Consider the following 17,838-nt stretch of genomic DNA (forward strand, 5'->3'; position numbering starts at 1 on the left):
GCAGCCTCAGCCTTCGACGAAGCATTCGTCGACGCGTTCTGGTTCGCCGCCGCCTTCGCCGCCGCCTGAGCGTTCGCCGACGCCTTCGCAGACGCCTTCGACGACGCATCAGCCTGAGCCGCCGCCTGAGCCGCCGCCGTCGCCTGCCCATCAGCAGCAGCCGAAGCCGACGCCGACGCATTCGCGTTCGCATCAGCCTTCGCACTCGCCCCCGCGTTGCTGTTCGCACCGGCGTTTGCGCCGGTGCCCGCTGCCTCAACCTTGACGGTTGCAGTAGCGGTGCGCTTGCTGGTCACGCCGGTAGCCGTGAACTTCACGGAGCCAACAGCCTGCTTCGCGGGCACAGCCCACTCAGCGGTGAATGCGCCGCTCGCGTTGGTCTTAATGGTCTTGTCTGCGCCAAGCGCCGACTTGAGCGTTACGTTTTCAGTCGCACCGTAGCCGTCACCCTTAACAGTGACCTTGCCACCCTGCTTTACAGGGTTGGGGCTCACCGTCAGCGAGGTCACAATGTCGGCTGCCTTCACGCTCGCGTTGCCGAGTTCGAGGGTGACCGCGTTCTTACCGAGAGCGGGAAGAACCTTCACAGCGAGTGCGTTCGTCGTGTGACTGCCAGCACCCAGATCTCCCTGTGCGGGCTGATCGTTAATCGTCACCGTGGCCACCTGGGTGAGCACGGGTTCGAGGGTCTGCAGCAGCGGCGTAGTAAGGCCTGACACGAGGCCTGACACGAGGGGCTGTACCTGACCGATGACATCCTTGGTCACGGTGGTGAGCAGCGGGCCTGCAAGGTTGTTCACGAGAGCTTCGAGCAGCCCACCTACGATCGGATCGACAAGCGCGCCGAGCTTAATGCCGAGCAGATCAGCACCAATCTCAATGTTCTCGTCCTTCAGCTTCTGGCCATCGTAGCCAGCGAACTCAGCAAGCGAACCGTTGATTCCAACGTCAGCCTTCACGACATTCAGCAAGCCAAACAGCAGCGATGCCTGAACATTGATGTTGATGTTGAGCGTCACCGAGTTCCACAGGTGATCAGTGAGGATCGCGGTGAGCTTGTTCACGAGCGAGTTTGCATTGCCGTCGCCCAGGAGCGCCTCGGTAACACCGTTGGTGATCGCCGTGACGGTCTTATCGTTGAGCAGGCTCGTGTTCGCGGGCAGGTCATTGAGGTTTTCGTAACCGTTGCCCGACATGGCAAGAGCCGCGAGGTCGAGCGAGACCGTGCCGGCCTGCAGGTCGACGTTTACCGACCCATCCTTGTTGCTCAGCGGTGTGCGAATCAGCTCATCGAGCACTTTCTCCACGAATGAGTTCTTATCCTGAATAGAACCCAGTCCATTGACCTGTGCCTCAATACCAGTCGACTTGAGCTTTGCAATGCCCAGAATGTTGATGCTGTTGATGACCTTCGTCAGCGAGCCAAGCACACCGTCAACGACGCCACCCTTGCCCACAAGACCGTTCAGCGTGCCACCGAGCGCGCTCACGACACCGTCGAGCCCGTCGGTCACGCCGCCCACGAGCGGTGCGCCCACATTGGCTTCAAGCCCCGCCACCGCGTACTGCGAGGAGAGCTTCTCGTCGGTCTTCTCGACGCGCGCACTCGCGGCACCAAGCTCAAGGCTCAGCTCATCAATGATCCCGTCGGTAATACCCGAAAGACCCAGCTGGTCGAGCAGCGCCGTCAGGTCAACGCGTGCAGCGTTCAGCTCGTCATTGGGGGCACCCGCAAGGTTCAGCGCACCCTCATCGGTGATCAAACCAGACGAAGCCACTGCGCTCGTCTTCTTGCTCGCAGCCGAATAGCCGCGCAACAGGCTCGCATCACCAAGCTCAAGGAGGCCATTGCTGTTGGGGTTGTTCGGGTCCTTCAGCAGCGGCAGCGTAATCGTGCCGAGCTCAATCTCTTGCCCGAGCACTGACAGGTCAAGACCAGAAAGGCCTCCCTGCTGGCCGCCAAACTCGCTTGTCGAGCCGGCTGCGCCCAGGAGCGGCAAGCCCAGCCCGTCAAGCGCGAGCGCCTGGCCGTGTGCCGCCGAGGGTGCCTTCGAGTTATCGAGCGTCACGTCTGCGGCGTTTGCCGCGGGCGCGAGCATGAGCGATGCAATTGCTGTCGCTGCGGCCGTGCCGAGGGTGAGCCCCTTCGTCACGCCGCGGCGTAGCCGCTTCGCCTGTGTTTCGGTATGCAATCTGATTCCCCCAGATTTCTAGGACGGGTGCACGGCCGCACTCATTGAAAATGAGTTGCCGCGAGGAACGGTCTGCGTAGCGCACCGCACGGGTGCGCGCTCGCCGTGTCGAAGAGTAGGGGAATATTTACACCCACTCCACCAATCTGCGTACCAACTGACATCTGTAGCTTCTCTACGTACAGGCGAAAGGACTACCACCCCACTACGCACACGTGAACCCAAAAGTGCGCGGGTGACTACGCACAACTACCGATCAAATACGCACACATCCCAAGCCGTCTTCGAGCAAAGCCCCAGATTCAACGCACGCACTCAGCTAAGCTGACCTCCGTACAAGACACGCGTAGCTAGTCAACAGGGGGCAGCATGCCAAACAAGAGCATCAAGACGCGCGCCGCGCTCGTCGCGTATCTCGGTATTCAGCTTGAGCAGCCCGGCGGGATCCTCGCCGCGGGCCCCAGCGCTTCGGGCCGCACACACGCGCTCGAAGAAGTGGCATCGACTCTCAGCGAGGCAGGCCGCGCACACGTCACGATCTTCTGCCGCGACGACGAGCCCCTACCAACAGGCATTCCAGCTGACACTGTTTTGCTTGTCGATGATTTCGAGGCTGCGAGCGACGAGGTACTACACCTTCTTGCACAGCACTGGGAGCACGGTGGCAGCTCGCTGTGCATGATCGCCGAGCAAACCACAGGCGACACCTACGACGCTGTACTTATGCGCGCGCTGCAGGCTGCCCCCGCGCTACGCCACTCGCTCGACACGGTACGACACGTGCAGCTGCCCGCACTCAGTGACAAAGAAATCGCACGTCTGCTGCACGACTCAAGCCCGCGCAGCCTCGACACAGCGACGATCACCGCGATTCAGTCGCTTGCGTGGGGTCGCCCAGGCTGGGCGCTCGACCTCCTGCAGATCTCGCTTTCTGAACGCATCACGCTCACTCCGTCACCCTCGATCTCGAGTGTGCGCCTCAGCGACTTCGCCCTCCCCCACCTGCGGGCCGCTGAATCGCTCACGAGCCCGCTCACACTGGAGGTCGCCGCCGCCGGGTGGATCCTCTCAGAGGTTGACCCACTCACTCTCACTGGCGCACGTGACCTCGTGGGTTCCGCCGCCGTCGACACCCTGCTGCAGCACGCCGTACTGATCCAAACGAAGTGCCGCACCGGACTCTACAGCGTACCCCGCATCTACTCGGCGGCGCTGCCCCGGGTATCAGCCGACATCATTGATCCGGTGCGTGAGCGTGCGGCCCGGCACTTACTTGCGCAGGAGGAACTGGGCCTGCCGCTGTCTCCGCACGACGCGTACTTTTGCGCGCGGGCGCTCAATCACACAGAAGACATGGAGCGCGACGATACGCGCGTCGCGCACGCCGAGGTGCTGCACCGCATCGCTGGTGACCTGATCGCTTTTGGGGAGGGCGGCGAGGCCCGCGCGCTGCTGCTGCGCGCGGGCACCGGCCCCGGATCGCTCAACCCCCTGTTGAAGGCGCGCACCGCCGCTGTCTTGAGCTCGCCCCTCGCAGGCCTGAACGTGCTCGCGAAGCACCGCAAGCCCGAGGCCGTCACGAGCGCAGAACGCAACCAACTGCTCGGCGAGCTGTATCTGCAGGCGCGTCTCGCCGCCGAGGTGGGTTTGAGCACCGACAACCCGCTGTATCCGTGCGCGAGCACGCTGAGCGACCCCGCCGCGCGCGCGGCCCTCGAGGTGTTCACGATGTGGAACGATACGCAGGCTACCGAGATTGATACCGAGCGCCTGCACGAAATTTCGGTCACTCATGAGGTGCCCGAGATCGCCCTGGCGGCCGAGCTGCTGCTCGAATTCGAGCTGGTGCGCCGCGGGTTTCTGCCGCGGCGCGACCTGACACTCGCCGAGCTCACGTCACGCATCGCGAACTCGACTATGCACTCGACGGTCGAGTTGCGTGACATCGTCGCGACCGTCGTACTCGCCGAGGGACTGATCGTGTTCTTCCTCGCGCAGCACGCCCGCCTCGCCGATCAGCTGCGCGAGATTATTTCGCGTATGCCTGCACCGCACCGCCAGATCATCTGGGCCAACCACATGCTGGCGGCGGCCGAGGCCCTGGCTTGCGGTGACACCGACCGTGCACTTACCGAGTGGGCTCATTTTGAACGTCGCGTACCCCGGTTCATCCCGGCCAGGTTACAGAAGACGATCGCTCAGGTAGGCGCTCGCCTTCGCGCACCTCACGCGCCCGTCGCCGGCTCACTGTCGATACACGAGCAGGTACTCGCGTACTTCGCGGGGCGCCACGACCTCGTTGCGCCAGCACCGCAGCAGATCGCGCCGCTCGGACGCCAAAGCCCAGGTGTCGCCACTAATCTCGACGCTGACTGGATCCCCATGCTCACACTCGTGCAGCGGCACCTGAAAGCCGAGGCCGACGAGAACCCCGCCGAGCTATTGCGCGTCGCTGAGTCACTCGAAAAGCGCGAGCTCTGGGGGCCCGCGCTCGCTGCCACGGCAAGCGCGCACGACATTTACGCGCGTAGACGCGCGAGCGCCAACATCACGCGCTGCGAAGAGCTGCAGCGCCGAATTACCTCTGCTGCGAAAAAGCGTCTGGCCTGGTTTACGCCGCCAAACACCGCAACGAGCCAGCGCGCAGAGCTTACGCCACGCGAGCTCGACGCCGCTCAGCTTGCGGCCGACGGACTCAGCAATAAAGACATCGCAGATCAGATGCAGTGCAGCGTGCGCACTGCCGAGTCGCACGTTGCGCGCGCACGAGCAAAGCTCGGCGCACGCAACCGGCACGACCTCGCGAGCCTGCTCGCTACTTCGTAACCCTCGTACGCGGGCCCTGAAGGTAGCGCTCGCGTGAGTCGTCGAACTCTTCGAGCCACGGGGTGTGGTGGAGCGCGGCCATTGTGCCCGTCATAACTGACGGGTAGGTGCGGTCGCGGTAGGTGAGAATGTTGACCTGTTTGTCACCCTGCCACGACAGGAAGGTACGCACCACCTCGTCGAGATCGAACATCGGGTAGTCGGTCGCTTCGATCAGGTCGCGAATATAGTCGGCCTGAAACTTCACCGCCGCAGCGTCGGTCTTGATTGCTGTGAAGCGGTCGTGCCACGCCTTCTCATGCTGCTTACGCTCTGCCTCACTGGGCAACTGTGCGCGCCCAAGAATCAGGTCACGCACGTACCAGGCCTGCGCATCAAACATGTTGAACGTGAACCACTGATCCTGCGCGCCCAGGTAGAAGAGCTTGGGGTTCTTCTGCCAGACCACACCGCGGTAGAGGTCTTCTGGGTAGAGGTTGTTGGGCGAGTCGATGTGCATCTCGCGCGGCAGGAACGGGTAGTGGTGTAGGTAGCCGGTGCAGAGAATGACCGTGTCGAACTCGCGCGTCTGACCGTCTACGAAGGTTGCGATCTGACCGTCGAAGCCGACGATCTCGGGCACCTCTTCCATGCCCTGTGGCCATGCGAAACCCTGCGGCTGTGAGCGGTAGCTCATCGTGACCGACTTTGCGCCCATCTTGTGTGATTGCACGCCGATGTCTTCTGCCGAGTATGAGCCTCCGATGAGCAGTACCCGCTTGCCTTCGAGACGCTCAGCCCCACGAAACTCGTGCGCGTGGATCACTTCGCCGGGAAACGACTCCATGCCCTTAAAGTGGGGCACGTTAGGGAAGGCGAAGTGACCTGTCGCGACGATGACCTCGTCGAAGACCTCGCGCTTTGACTGCTTCGCGCGCAGGTTGTCGACGACGACGGTGAACTTCTCGGTCTCTTCGTTGTAGTCAACCCATCGCACGGCGTGGGCAAAACGTACGCGATCTTTCACGCCCGACTGCATGGCTCGGCCGTTGATGTAGTCCCACAGCACCTCGCGCGGAGGGTAGGACGAGATTGGCCTGCCGAAGTGGTCGTCGAAGGTGTACTCTGCGAACTCGAGCGCTTCCTTGGGCCCGTTCGACCAGAGATTGCGGTACATGCTTGAGTGGACCGGCTCACCGTAGTGGTCGGTGCCTGTGCGCCACGAGAAGTTCCACTGGCCACCCCAGTCGTCTTGCTTCTCATAGCAAATGATTTCAGGGTTCGTGTCTCCCTGGGCCTCCGCTGCCGCGAACGCACGCAGTGCCGCCATCCCACTGGGGCCTGCTCCGATAATCGCAATTCTTTTTCGCTGCTGCACATCATCCTTTCTGGCCGGTGGGATCTCCCCCGGGCACTTTGCACTCGAAAAACCCCTCTGTCGGGCGCTCACACACGCCACGCTTCATTGCGCTGGCAGAAAAGTTCACCTATTTACTCTCTCATACTCGCGAGAAATAGCAACCCCTGCGGGTTTTTTGGGAATTCTCGCGATTTTTCGCGCGAGGCACTAGGCCGCGCGCGGCGACATAGTCGACGCGAACTTAGGCGCCTCGGAGCACGGCGCGTGCGTGTGCATACTTCTTGGCGAGGCGCACGCGGGTGTGCTCGTCAAGCTGGGCCGTGCGCGCGGGGTCCGTGTTGTCGTCAATGTCGGCAAGTTTCACGTGCAACGCGACCGGGTCACGGCGAATCACGCGGTAATAGTCGTCTGCCGCCACGCCCTGGCGACGCGTCAGGAGTATCACCACGTCGACCACCACGTCGGGTATGCCAGCATCACGCAGGTCGTCGGGCAAAACGTCGCAGTCCTCAACGGTGTCGTGCAGCCACGCGGCCGCGTGCGCGAACGGTTCGGTGTACGGGTCGAAGCGCGCCGCCACCCTGCGCGGATGTTCGATGTAGTCGTCGCCGTTTTTGTCGGCCTGACCGCGGTGCAAGATCGTCGCGATCGCCTCTGCCCTGGCGGCGAGCGCCACCGCGTCATCGTGTGTGAGTTGTGCTTTGCCGGTCATGCCTTGATCATGTCACGGTGTGGCCCGGGCGGCACGGCCCCTTTCGGTACGCGACACCCGCACCGCCCTAACGAGCACCGCGCATTCGCCTACGCCCGCGGGTTCACAATAATTTTCACGTGCCTGTCGTTGTGGTTGATGAGCTGATCGAAGCCCTCACCGATGAGCCCGCCCAGCCCGATCCGGCCCGTAATAAAGGGAGCGAGCGAGAGAGCACCGCTGCGCACCAGCTCGATGGTGGCGGGGTGATCGTTCGCGTAGCCGATCGTGCCGCGCAGGTCGAGCTCCTTGAGTACGAGCCGCGGCATATCGACCTCGGGCTTGTGGCCCCAGATTGAGACGTTCACGAGCACGCCAGCGGGGCGTACCGCGTCGATGAGCATGTCGAGCACGACGGGCACCGACGAGCACTCGAAGCCGACATCGGCGCCGCGGCCGCCGGTGAGGGCACGTACCCGTTCGGCGACGTCGCCGTCACGCGGGTCAAATACATCGTCTGCGACGCCGGTGGACCGCGCCTTTTCTTTGCGCGCTTCAGACAGTTCAGAAATATAGACGGTGAGACCTTTGGCTTTGAGCACCGCCGCGGTGAGCAATCCGATGGGGCCCGCGCCGCCAACAATCGCGACCTGGCCTGCCTGCGCGCCCGAGCGCACGAATGCGTGGTGGGCCACCGAGAGCGGTTCGATCAGCGCAGCCTCGTCGAGCGGCATGTCACCGATGGGGTGCACCCAGCGCCTATCGACGACGATCTTCTCGGCGAGCCCGCCGCCGCGCCCGCCCAGGCCAATGAAGTTCATGTCTTTCGAGAGCTGGTACTCCTGCCCCGGCCCCGTGTCGACGCCGTCGGCGATGATGTAGGGCTCGACGACCACGCGGTCACCCACGGCGAGGCCGTCAGGGCCTTCGTTGAGTCCGTCACCGAGCGCGGTGACGGTGCCCGAGAACTCGTGGCCGAGGGTGATGGGTGCACTCTCCCCCGAAATGGGGTGCGGGTGGCCAGCGGGCGGCACAAAAATGGGGCCCTCGAGGTACTCGTGTAGGTCCGTGCCGCAGATTCCGCACCAGGCCACGTCAATGGCGACTGCCCCCGGCCGTAGCTCGGGCTCGGGCACATCCTCGATACGAATATCTTTTCTGTCGTAGTAGCGTGCTGCGCGCATGGTCCACTCCTCACCTCGTGACAGGCGCACGGTGGCCCCGCGGCCCTCACCTCCACTCCACTCTCATTGAGCGGATTGCGCAACCCCTTGGTATGGGCTGGATGCTTCAGGTGAGGGCCAGTGAGGGAGCGATCACGGGATCGCGATATCCGCAGCGCTGCTAGCGGGCCGCCTCAACCTTGCCGCTGCGATCGAACGTGAGCTCTTCGAGGTCGGTGCCACCGCGCGCCCGGCGCACTGCCTCGGCGACCACGAGCACGATGAGGTTAGGAGCGAGGGCGATGAGCCCCGAGTCCCAACTGCCGATGTGAATGTCGGCGAACGTGATGACTGCGACGGTGACCGAGCCTGCCACAATGCTCAAGCCCACCGGCCAGGCCCCCACACGCACCCGATCTGCCAGTGCGATAGCAATGGCGGGCGCGAACTGTGTCGTACAGCCGTAGGTGAGCAGCAGCAGTGCCCCAATGTCAGAGCGCACAAGACCGAAAGCGAGCGCAAGTCCAATTGCTGCGACGATGACGACGTAATTGAGCATCATCTGGCGCTCGGGCCGCTGCTCGCGCACGACATTGCGGGTAACGAGCGTCGAGATGCCCATGACGATACCCGAGGCGGGAACCATGGCTGCCGATGCGCCCGCGATGGCGACAACGCCGACGAGCCACTCGGGCAGCATCACCCCAGACATCGACAGCAGCACGGCGTTACCAACGGTGTCTTCAGGCAGTACCAGCACGGCGGCGAGACCTGCGGTGATCGGCAAGAAGAGTACGAGCTGGTAGATCGGCAACCACTTTGCATTGCTACGTAGCACCTCGCCGCTCTTGGCTGCGAGCACCGGCGGCCACAGGTGTGGCAGGGTGTTGAAGCTTGAGCCGATCACGGTAACGAGCGTCGCGGTTACAAAGAACAGCGGGTCATAGCCGTCGACGCGCATTGTCAACAGCACCGGGGCGTCGCGCGCGATCTGGCTGAAGATCTCAGGGATCCCTGAGAACGAGATCGCGAGGCCGCCGGCAATGACGACCATCGCGACCACCATCAGCACATCCTTCAAGATCGCGACCCGGGCGATGCCCTTGAGTCCCGACCATGCAACGAAGATCGCGACGAGCACGCTCGCGACGACCATACTGAGGCCGCGCGCGCCCGAACTGCCTGTGGCAAGCTCGACGATCATGCCGAGCCCTGTGATCTGCAGCTGCAGGTACGGGATCAGTGCGAGTGCTCCGATGAGCGAGACTACGCGGGCGAGCCCGCGGCTGCGAAAGCGGTCTTCAAAGAAGTCACCCATGGTGAGGTACCCGCGACGCTGCCCAAACTCGCGAATGCGCGGGGCCACGAAGTACAGCCCGAGCCACGAAATCGTGAGGTAGGCGACGGCAAACGTTGAGCTGACACCGCCGCCGAACGCGAGGCCCGCGAGGCCCAGAAAACTGAAGGTCGTGAGCGACTCACCGGCCTGCAAGAACCACGAGGTCCACTTGGGATTGCTGCGGTTGCCGACCGTCCAGTTGCTCATGCTCGACTGGCGGCGACGGCTCGCGAGCCCCAGCGCACCAATCGCGACGATGCCCGCCACGATCATGATGGAGAGTGTCATCGCTGCCCCTCCTGCTCTTCAAGCGCGAGTCGGTGCGCGCGAATCAGTTCGATCTGCTCGGTCGCAAAGCGCTCTGCCTCACGAGCATCGGCCTCACGGCCACCCGCACGCTGGTAGAGCAGTTCAACGATCTGTAGTGCGACGACCGAAAGCACGACCATCGCCGCGCTCCAGACGAGAACCGCCGGCAGCCCAAACCACAGGGTGGGCGTCGTCGCGAACGGCAGAAAGGGTATAACCAGAAACCCGAGGGCGGGCAGGCAAACGATGCCAAACCTCCCGGGGGTGAACAGTCGGGGTCTCATAATGCTCCTATGCATCGAGGTTGTTGAATGTTGAAGAAAATATGCGAGGTGAGCGTGAACGCAGGGTGCCCAAGAGCCACCGCGCCTACAAGCCACCGCGCCTACGCGAAGCGCGGGGCCTGCCCGGCGTAGCCCGTCAGTGATTCAAAGCTGCGCGCCATGCCAAGCAGCCGCGCGTCTTCGCCGTACGGTGCGATCATCTGCAGACCGATCGGCAGGCCATCAGACGTGAAACCCGCCGGTACTGACAGCGCGGGCACACCCAGCATCGTGACGATGGTTGCGGCGCGCATCCACCCGAGGTAACTATCTTGCGCCTCACCCGCCACATCGCGTGGGTAGTCCCACTCCCCAGGAAACGGCGCGACCATTGACGCGGGTGCAAGAATCACGTCAAACTCGTCGAAGAAGCGCGCGGCCGCACGCATCAAAAGGGTCTGGTGTTCTTGCGCGCGCATGATCTGGTGCCCCGAGAGATCTTGCCCGCGACGAATGTTCCAGGTGATGCGCTCATTGAAGTCTTCGGGGTCAGCGGCGAGCGCAGCGCCCCACTCGGCATCAAACTCGGCCGAGCGCAGGTCGACAAACGACTGCGCAGCGCCCGTAACCGCTGGAAACGCTTCGATGACCTCGGCTCCGTGTTCGGCAAACACCGCGACGGCGCGCTCGAGCACGGCGAGCACCTCGCGCTCAACGGGCACATTGCCGCCGAGTGTCGGTGCCCACGCGACCCGCAGGCCGCGCAGCGGCACGGCCTGGCCGAACGCACCTAGACGCGGTGCGGCGACCGGGCTGTGCGGGTCTGGCTGTCCGATGACCTGCAGCAGCAGCTCAACATCGTCGACCGTGCGGCCCATCGGGCCCGCGGTCGATAGCGGCGTGAGCAGGTTGCCCGTTTCGGCGTTCGGCACGACGCCCGGCGAGGGACGAAGGCCCACGATGTTGCAAAACGACGCGGGGTTGCGCAGTGAGCCTCCCATGTCGCTCCCGTCTGCGAGCGCGACCTGGCGTGCGGCAAGAGCGGCCGCCGCGCCGCCGCTGCTACCACCCGCCGATCGGCTCAGGTCGTAGGGGTTGTGGGTCGCGCCAAATACCCGGTTCACCGAGTGTGAGCCCGCCGCGTACTCTGGCACATTGGTCTTGCCGATCACGATCGCACCGGCGTCGCGCATGCGACGCACGTGCAGTGCATCACGCTCGGGCACGTGATCAGCGTGCCGGATCGAGCCGTACGTGGTGCGCATCTGCGCCGTGTCGTGCGTGTCTTTGATGCCGACGGGCAACCCAAAGAGCGGTTGCTCGAGTGTGGGGCCCTGGCGGTCAAGCTCGGCGGCACGCGCGAGCGCACCCTCGGCGTCGAGCGTCACGATCGCGTTGACCTCGGTCGTGCGCTCGAGCTGGGCGAGGTGTTCGGTGACCGCCTCAACCGCGCTTATTTCTCGGTGCGCGAGGCGCGCGCGCAGCTGCGTCGCACTGAGCTCTACCAAACTTCCCATGACATCCCATCGCCGTTGACTTATTGTTACAGTCACACAGTCAATCAGCTTTTTGGGTTATTGCCAAATAATTAACTATTCTTTTAGTTTTATGCCACGTGCGTTGAGGAAAGTCGACCTCCGCGCTTGAGTACCTTCGTCACCAGTGACGCGTGCACGGTGCGCACCCGGGCGATCCACTCCTCGGCGAGTATCGCGCGCACGTGCGGCAGGTCCCTCGCGTTAAAGTGCGCCACAATCGAATGCTCCCCGAGCACCTGGGCGGCGTATCGACACTCGGGCACTGCTGCGAGCGCGAGCCCTACCGCCTCAGCATCTTGCGGTGAACAGTACAGTTTGACGCTCACCTCAACCGGATACCCCAGGTCGACCGGGTCAGCGAGCACTCGAATTGCGAATGCACCGCGCGCCTGTAGTTCGGCCAGCCGCTTGCGCGCGGTCGGTTCGGTTACTCCCGCGACATCAGCTAGCTCGGCAACGCCCACACGCCCATCGCGTTCGAGCGCTGCCACGATCGCGCGATCCGGAGCATCGAGTGTCTCGGGCGGCGCCGTAGATTCTTCGTGTCCCAGGGCCAGATTCGGGCGTGACGCATCGTCACCCGCGACCAGCACGGGGTTCCAGTGGGCGTTCGTCTTGAAGTAGCGCAGCACGGGGGTCGCCGACACTTCGAGCACGCCGTCGAACTCGGGAATCACGGTGAGCGTCATGGTCGCCAGGTCGAACGTCTGCTCGTGCACCTCGATGAGCAGGCTCGTGGGGCTCGCCAGCACGAAGACGTAGACAACGCCGGGGTGTTCGGCGAGCTCCTGCGCGAGCGACTGCAACCGGGCGGGCCGGCACGTGATCTCGATCACGCAGGTCGGCCCGAGGTTCGCGAGTCCCACGACCCGCACGCGCCCAGACTCCAGCAGCTCCTTGCCTCGACGGGCGACCGTGCGCAACGGCTCCCCCAGCGCCTTTGCGACCGTGTTCCAAGACGCACGCCCGTCAATCTGCAGCGCACTAACGATCCGTCGGTCCATTTCAGAGAGCACGTCGGTAATTCTCCTTGCCGCCTCGATCTGCCTGATCGCTCCATCGTAACGGCGCGGCAATGTAGCGCGGGCCGATCGGGCGCGGTCGCGGGCCGATCGCGGCTCGGCTTCGCGCACGCGAGCTCCGGATCAGCAAGAATGGTGGCATGACTGAACCGACCACAGGGCTGCAGGGCGACGCCCTAGAGTTTGCACACCGCCTCTTCGACGGAGCACGCGGCGGCGATACCGTTTTTGTAGCGACCGCCATCGACCAGGGCGTGCCCGCAGACCTCACTGACGAAAAGGGCAACACGCTGCTCATGCTCGCCGCGTACCACGGCCACGTTGGCCTCGTGACCGAGCTGGTGCAGCGCGGCGCCGATGTTGACAGGCTTAACGATCGCGGCCAAACCCCTATCGCGGGGGCGATCTTTAAGCGCCACACCGAGGTCATCACGGCACTCATCGCGGCGGGGGCCGACCTCGACGCGGGCACGCCGTCGGCCCGCGCCACCGCCGAGATGTTTGGCGTCGCGCTGGGCTAAGCGCTGGGCTAGGCGTGCAGCGCCTCGGCGATTGCAGTGTCGCCGTCGTTGAACCTGATTGTGCGACCGATCGTCGTCGCATCACTCAGGGTGGCCGCGACCACGCGGGCCACTGTTTCACGGGAAACATGCCCAGCACGCTCGGCCTGCACATCGATTCCGGCACTCGCCGGCTCCTGCGTGAGCGTGCTTGGCCCCAGCACCGTCCAGTCCAGGTCAGTGGCCCGCAAATACTCGTCTGCCGCTGCCTTCGCCTCGGCATAGGTCCAAAACGAGTGAGCCGCATCGATTCCGTGGTTCTTTGACGCACCGAAGTACGAGACCATAACGTAGCGCTTTACGCCCGCCCGCGCCGCCGCGTCCATGCTACGTATCGCGGCGTCACGGTCGACCGCAAGTGTTCGCGCGGGGTTACCCCCGCCCGCCCCGGCCGACCACACGACCGCGTCATGACCCGCCATCAGCTCAGCCAGCGCGGCCGTGTCGAGCGTCTCAACGTCTGCCACGAGCGGCACGGCACCCGCCGCCCGCACGGCTGCGGCGTGATCCGGATTGCGAATGATCGCGGTCACCTCGTCGCCGCGGCCCGCGAGCAGCGGCTCAGTAAGTAGCGCGATCTTGCCGTGTCCACCAAAGAGAATCACTCGAGTCATACCGGCAGCGTAGCCTCACGGCAGCAAAAAGTCAGCCACTCGCGGCACCACCCGCGCTGCGTGCGCGCACATCGTGAATGATCGCCGAGAAGTCGAGCCCCTCGCCCGCCCCGTCTGCAAAGGCCCGGTAGAGCGTGCTCGCGAGCCGCCCGAGCTGCGCGTCGACACCCACGTGGTCGAGCGCAGCCTCGGCTAAGCCCAGATCCTTCGCCATCAGCGCGGCCGCAAATCCCGGTTCATAGTGGTGATTCGCCGGGCTCGACGGCACCGGCCCGGGCACCGGGCAGTTCGTGGTGAGCGCCCAGCACTGGCCCGAAGCGTTCGACGCCACCTCGTACAGCGCCTCGTGAGTGAGCCCCAGCTTTTCGCCCAGCACAAACGCCTCGCTCACGGCGATCATCGACGCGCCCAGAATGAGGTTGTTGCACACCTTCGCGGCCTGCCCGAGACCCGGGCCGCCGCAGTGCACGATGCGCTGCCCCATCGCCTCAAGCACCGGCAGCGCCGCTGCATAGTCCTCAGCGGAACCGCCCACCATAAAAGCGAGGGTTGCAGCCTCGGCCCCCACGACGCCGCCAGACACCGGCGCGTCAATGCTGCGGTGCCCGCCGGCGAGCGCGAGCGCGTGGGCTGCGCGGGCGTCTTCAACCGAGATGGTCGATGCCTCGATAAACAGCGTGTTGGGCGGCGCCGCGTCAAGCACGCCGCCCTCAAACAGTGCGATCACGCTGCGCCCCGTCTGCAGCATCGTGAGCACAACGTCGGCGCCGATCACCGCCTCGCGCGCCGACTGCGCCGCACGCACCCCGCGGGCGTGCGCGGCGGCGAGCGCGGCGGGCGCCAGGTCGAAGCCCGTCACCTCGTACCCCGCGGTCACGAGGTTTGCGGCCATCGGCGCCCCCATGTGCCCAAGCCCAATCACAGCAATATTCGTCATGGCGTTACTCCTCTTTGTCTATTCGTCAAGCAGGGAGCGGCCGATGATCACGCTCATGATCTCGTTGGTTCCCTCGAGGATCTGGTGCACGCGCAGGTCACGCACCACCCGTTCGATGCCGTACTCGGCGAGGTATCCGTACCCGCCGTGCAGCTGCAGCGCCGAGTTAGCCGCGGTGAACGCGGCGTCGGTGACAAAGCGTTTCGCCATGGCGCACACGGCGGCCACCTGAGGGTGCCCGGCATCGAGCGCTTCGGCCGCGCGGGCGAGCATCAAACGTGCAGCCTGTAACTCGGTCTCCATGTCTGCGAGCCTAAAAATGAGCGCTTGCTTCGTGGCGAGCGGCGCACCAAACGCTTCGCGTGCACTCAGGTACCGGATCGACTGTTCAAGCGCCCACTGTGCACCGCCGAGTGCGCAGGCGGCGATGTTGAGCCGCCCACCGTTGAGCCCCTGCATCGCCATCGAGAACCCCTGGCCCTCTTCGCCGAGGCGGTTGGTGACGGGCACGCGCACACCGTCGAAGTTGACGGCGCGGGTGGGCTGCGCGTTCCATCCCATCTTCTTTTCTAGCGCACCAAAACTCAGCCCCGGGGTGCCCTCTGGCACGAGAATCGCGCTCACGCCCTGCGCTCCCGGGCCACCGGTGCGCGCCATCACCACGTAGAGCTGGGCGGCGCCCGCGCCTGAGATGAACTGTTTTGCCCCGTTCAGAACGTAGTCGTCGCCGTCGCGGTGCGCGGTCGTGGTGAGTGCCGCCGCGTCAGAGCCGGCGCCCGGTTCGGTGAGGCAGTAGCTCGAAAGTTCGCGCATCGGTGCGAGCCGGGGAATCCACTGGGCGCGCTGTGCGTCGTCACCAAACGTGTCGATCATCCACACGACCATGTTGTGAATGGAGATGTAGGCGGCCACTGAGGGGTCCCCTCGCCCCAACTCTTCGAAGATGATCGCCGTGTCTGCGCGGGTGAGACCTGATCCGCCGTACTCTTCTCGCGTGTAGATGCCGCCGAGCCCAATCTCACCGGCCGCGGCAAACACGTCGAGCGGAAAAATCTTCTGCTGGTCACGCTCGTTCGCATACGGCGCGAGCGCTGTGTCAGAGAAGTGGCGCACCGTATCACGCAGCGCCTGCTGCTCTTCGGTGAGACGGCGAAGGTCGATCATCACGCACCCCCATCTTTGGGTGAGCGCCGCCGCATCGGCGTGAGTGCTGAGCTTCGTCGCTCTGAGTGCCTCCATCGTATCGAGGTGGTGGGAGCTTGACCAGCAGCTGGCAGCAGGCAGCACACAGACAAACACCGGGGCCGCGATCAGCGCGCGCCGGTACACTCGCTGTCATGCGTGATGCCCAGCACTCCAGCTCCCGTTCCTCTTCTGCTCCCATTCGCGTTGACCTGGGTGGCCCCGAGCTGCTGCCCGATGTGCAGCCTGTGTGGGAGGCCGTGCTCGACACGTTGCCCACCGCAGGCGCTGCGGGGCTCTCACTGCAACCGGTGCGAGAGAGCTGGCCGCTGCGGCTCGCACGCTACGAGCGCGTGTTCGAACGCCAGCCGGCGTTTGTGCTGGTGGCGCGCCAGGGCGAGCAGGTCATCGGCTACGCTCTCGCCTACGCCGACGATCCCATTGACGAGGTGAGCGATGGCCCCGTCGTCACCCTCGAGAGCCTGGCCGTTCTACCCGAGATGCGCGGGCAGGGCCTCGGCGGCTGGTTGCTCGAAGAAGCCGAGTCCGAGGGCATCGAGCAGTGGGGCGCCCAGGCGAGCGCGCTCGAGGTGCTCGCTGGCACCGAGTCAGCCGACGATTTCTATGCGCGTGCCGGATTCGTGGAGGTGGGCGAAACGTGGCTGCGCCCTGATCCGGCATCGAATGCAGCGACCGGGGCGGCATCGAACGCTCGCGAGATCGATGATGATCGCCTCGGTGATCTGCTCGACGAGGGGTCAGAGCTCTTCGCGATTGGGCTTGAAGAGGGGCCCGATGACATTTGGGTGACCTCTGAGGTGCTCGTAGGCCTGCAGCCCGAGCCCGACTATGCGGCCGACGGTGCCGCGCTCGAGGCAGCGCTCGCGCCGTTCGCGGCGGCGGGCGCGTCTTCGGTGCTCGTGGCGCTCGATGCGTCGTGTGATCCGGCGTGGCGCGAGACCCTCGCGGGCCTCGGTTTCAGGCGGGTGCTGCGGCTGCTGACGCGCTCGCTCGTGATCGAATAGGCGCAGTCGCCCTCGCCCTGCGTCTCAGTCTGAACTGAGCTTGAGCACCAGTGCGAGGGCCTGCGCCGGGTCGTACAGCGCGGCTCGCGCGCCCGGTGTGCCCAGAAAGTAGCTGACGATCTCGGCTGCGAGGTAGGCGTCCGAGCCAAAATGCTGCGGCAGCACCCGCACCTCATGGCCGCGCCTCAGATGCACCTCGAGGGAGGCAATATTGCCGTCGAGATGGGTCGTAACCCGTTCGATGTCGTGCCACGCGAGCAGGTGCGCAGTGAAGTGCCGCTGCAGCCAGAGGCCGTGCTCGTCGAGCCTCAGACCCGGGGGCTCCACGGCCTGAAACGCGGCGATGCCCGCAACCAGCAGCGCAAGCAGGGTGAGCACGATCGCGCTCGCGGGCGACCCAAACACCCCCATCACCTCGGGCACACCCGGCACCAGCAGTGGCCTCGCGACCAGCGCCGCGGCGCCCCCAAAACATGCGGCCGCGGCGAGCTGCAGGCGCCCGCCATAGCCTCGGCTCACGAGCCGAAGCGGCCCGCTGCGTGCAGCGCGTACCGCGCCTCGGCGTACGCTCCGGATCGGGGCCAACCCCCCGATTAGCGTCAGCAGCACGCCCGTCAGCGCCACAGCGAACACGACCAGCACCGGCCGCCGCGTTTCGTCGGCGGCGGCGTAGCCTGCCGCGACAGCGATCACGGCCACGAGCGGTGTGAGGGCCAACACCAGACCGCCCCAGCGTATGTTCGCTTCGTCATAGCCGCGCGGTACCCGCACCCGCGGGTCTCGCACCTTGGTGACGGTAAAGCGCGTGCTGCGCGAGAAACGAGGCACGAGCACTCTT

At 64.8% G+C, this 17,838-nt stretch carries 15 protein-coding genes; 3 read left to right on the top strand and 12 right to left on the bottom strand.

From position 1 onward, the window contains the following. Positions 1 to 2,192: choice-of-anchor G family protein (locus ACXR2T_RS06470; RefSeq protein WP_489945501.1), on the bottom strand; the 2,192-nt coding region annotated here is incomplete at its 3' end. A 369-nt stretch (positions 2,193 to 2,561) separates the two neighbouring features. Here ACXR2T_RS06470 and ACXR2T_RS06475 point away from each other — a divergent pair. Then, on the top strand, positions 2,562 to 5,018 hold the full coding sequence (locus tag ACXR2T_RS06475) for a helix-turn-helix transcriptional regulator (RefSeq protein WP_458838554.1): 2,457 nt from the start codon (positions 2,562 to 2,564) through the stop codon (positions 5,016 to 5,018). Here ACXR2T_RS06475 and ACXR2T_RS06480 read toward each other — a convergent pair. The 7 genes from ACXR2T_RS06480 to ACXR2T_RS06510 form a co-directional block, all read right to left on the bottom strand. Further along, positions 5,008 to 6,375 (bottom strand): trimethylamine monooxygenase, encoded by a 1,368-nt coding sequence (locus ACXR2T_RS06480; protein ID WP_458838555.1) that lies wholly within the window; start codon positions 6,373 to 6,375, stop codon positions 5,008 to 5,010. The genes ACXR2T_RS06475 and ACXR2T_RS06480 overlap by 11 nt on opposite strands. Positions 6,376 to 6,598: 223 nt before the next feature. After that, on the bottom strand, positions 6,599 to 7,069 hold the full coding sequence (locus tag ACXR2T_RS06485; RefSeq protein WP_458838556.1) for an HD domain-containing protein: 471 nt from the start codon (positions 7,067 to 7,069) through the stop codon (positions 6,599 to 6,601). Between the two features lie 89 nt (positions 7,070 to 7,158). Next, the gene (locus ACXR2T_RS06490; protein WP_458838557.1) at positions 7,159 to 8,232 is read right to left on the bottom strand and encodes a 2,3-butanediol dehydrogenase; all 1,074 of its coding nucleotides are present in this window, start codon (positions 8,230 to 8,232) and stop codon (positions 7,159 to 7,161) included. A 160-nt stretch (positions 8,233 to 8,392) separates the two neighbouring features. Beyond that, positions 8,393 to 9,838, bottom strand: coding sequence for a sodium:solute symporter family protein (locus ACXR2T_RS06495; RefSeq protein WP_458838558.1), 1,446 nt, complete (start codon positions 9,836 to 9,838; stop codon positions 8,393 to 8,395). Continuing rightward, positions 9,835 to 10,143, bottom strand: coding sequence for a hypothetical protein (locus ACXR2T_RS06500; protein ID WP_458838559.1), 309 nt, complete (start codon positions 10,141 to 10,143; stop codon positions 9,835 to 9,837). The genes ACXR2T_RS06495 and ACXR2T_RS06500 overlap by 4 nt, the downstream gene beginning before the upstream one ends. A gap of 101 nt (positions 10,144 to 10,244) precedes the next feature. Beyond that, entirely contained in the window at positions 10,245 to 11,639 is a 1,395-nt protein-coding gene (locus ACXR2T_RS06505) for an amidase (protein WP_458838560.1), read from the bottom strand. An 89-nt stretch (positions 11,640 to 11,728) separates the two neighbouring features. Next, positions 11,729 to 12,676: an Lrp/AsnC family transcriptional regulator gene (locus ACXR2T_RS06510; protein ID WP_458838561.1), complete on the bottom strand. Its 948-nt coding sequence runs from the start codon at positions 12,674 to 12,676 to the stop codon at positions 11,729 to 11,731. Positions 12,677 to 12,822: 146 nt separating this feature from the next. Between ACXR2T_RS06510 and ACXR2T_RS06515 the strand changes: the two genes are divergently transcribed. Further along, on the top strand, positions 12,823 to 13,203 hold the full coding sequence (locus ACXR2T_RS06515) for an ankyrin repeat domain-containing protein (protein ID WP_458838562.1): 381 nt from the start codon (positions 12,823 to 12,825) through the stop codon (positions 13,201 to 13,203). A gap of 8 nt (positions 13,204 to 13,211) precedes the next feature. Here ACXR2T_RS06515 and ACXR2T_RS06520 read toward each other — a convergent pair whose 3' ends face one another. The 3 genes from ACXR2T_RS06520 to ACXR2T_RS06530 are packed head-to-tail and all read right to left on the bottom strand — an operon-like array spanning position 13,212 to position 15,957. Continuing rightward, on the bottom strand, positions 13,212 to 13,856 hold the full coding sequence (locus ACXR2T_RS06520; RefSeq protein ID WP_458838563.1) for an SDR family oxidoreductase: 645 nt from the start codon (positions 13,854 to 13,856) through the stop codon (positions 13,212 to 13,214). Between the two features lie 31 nt (positions 13,857 to 13,887). Continuing rightward, positions 13,888 to 14,793: a 3-hydroxyisobutyrate dehydrogenase gene (gene mmsB / locus ACXR2T_RS06525; protein ID WP_458838564.1), complete on the bottom strand. Its 906-nt coding sequence runs from the start codon at positions 14,791 to 14,793 to the stop codon at positions 13,888 to 13,890. An 18-nt stretch (positions 14,794 to 14,811) separates the two neighbouring features. Then, a complete protein-coding gene (locus ACXR2T_RS06530) occupies positions 14,812 to 15,957 on the bottom strand; it encodes an acyl-CoA dehydrogenase family protein (protein ID WP_458838565.1) in 1,146 nt (381 codons plus the stop codon). A gap of 173 nt (positions 15,958 to 16,130) precedes the next feature. Between ACXR2T_RS06530 and ACXR2T_RS06535 the strand changes: the two genes are divergently transcribed. After that, positions 16,131 to 17,000: a GNAT family N-acetyltransferase gene (locus tag ACXR2T_RS06535; RefSeq protein ID WP_458838566.1), complete on the top strand. Its 870-nt coding sequence runs from the start codon at positions 16,131 to 16,133 to the stop codon at positions 16,998 to 17,000. A 24-nt stretch (positions 17,001 to 17,024) separates the two neighbouring features. Here ACXR2T_RS06535 and ACXR2T_RS06540 read toward each other — a convergent pair whose 3' ends face one another. Continuing rightward, the gene (locus ACXR2T_RS06540; RefSeq protein ID WP_458838567.1) at positions 17,025 to 17,828 is read right to left on the bottom strand and encodes a hypothetical protein; all 804 of its coding nucleotides are present in this window, start codon (positions 17,826 to 17,828) and stop codon (positions 17,025 to 17,027) included. Positions 17,829 to 17,838: the final 10 nt, after the last annotated feature.

The sequence above is a fragment of the Leucobacter faecis genome, assembly GCF_054456635.2.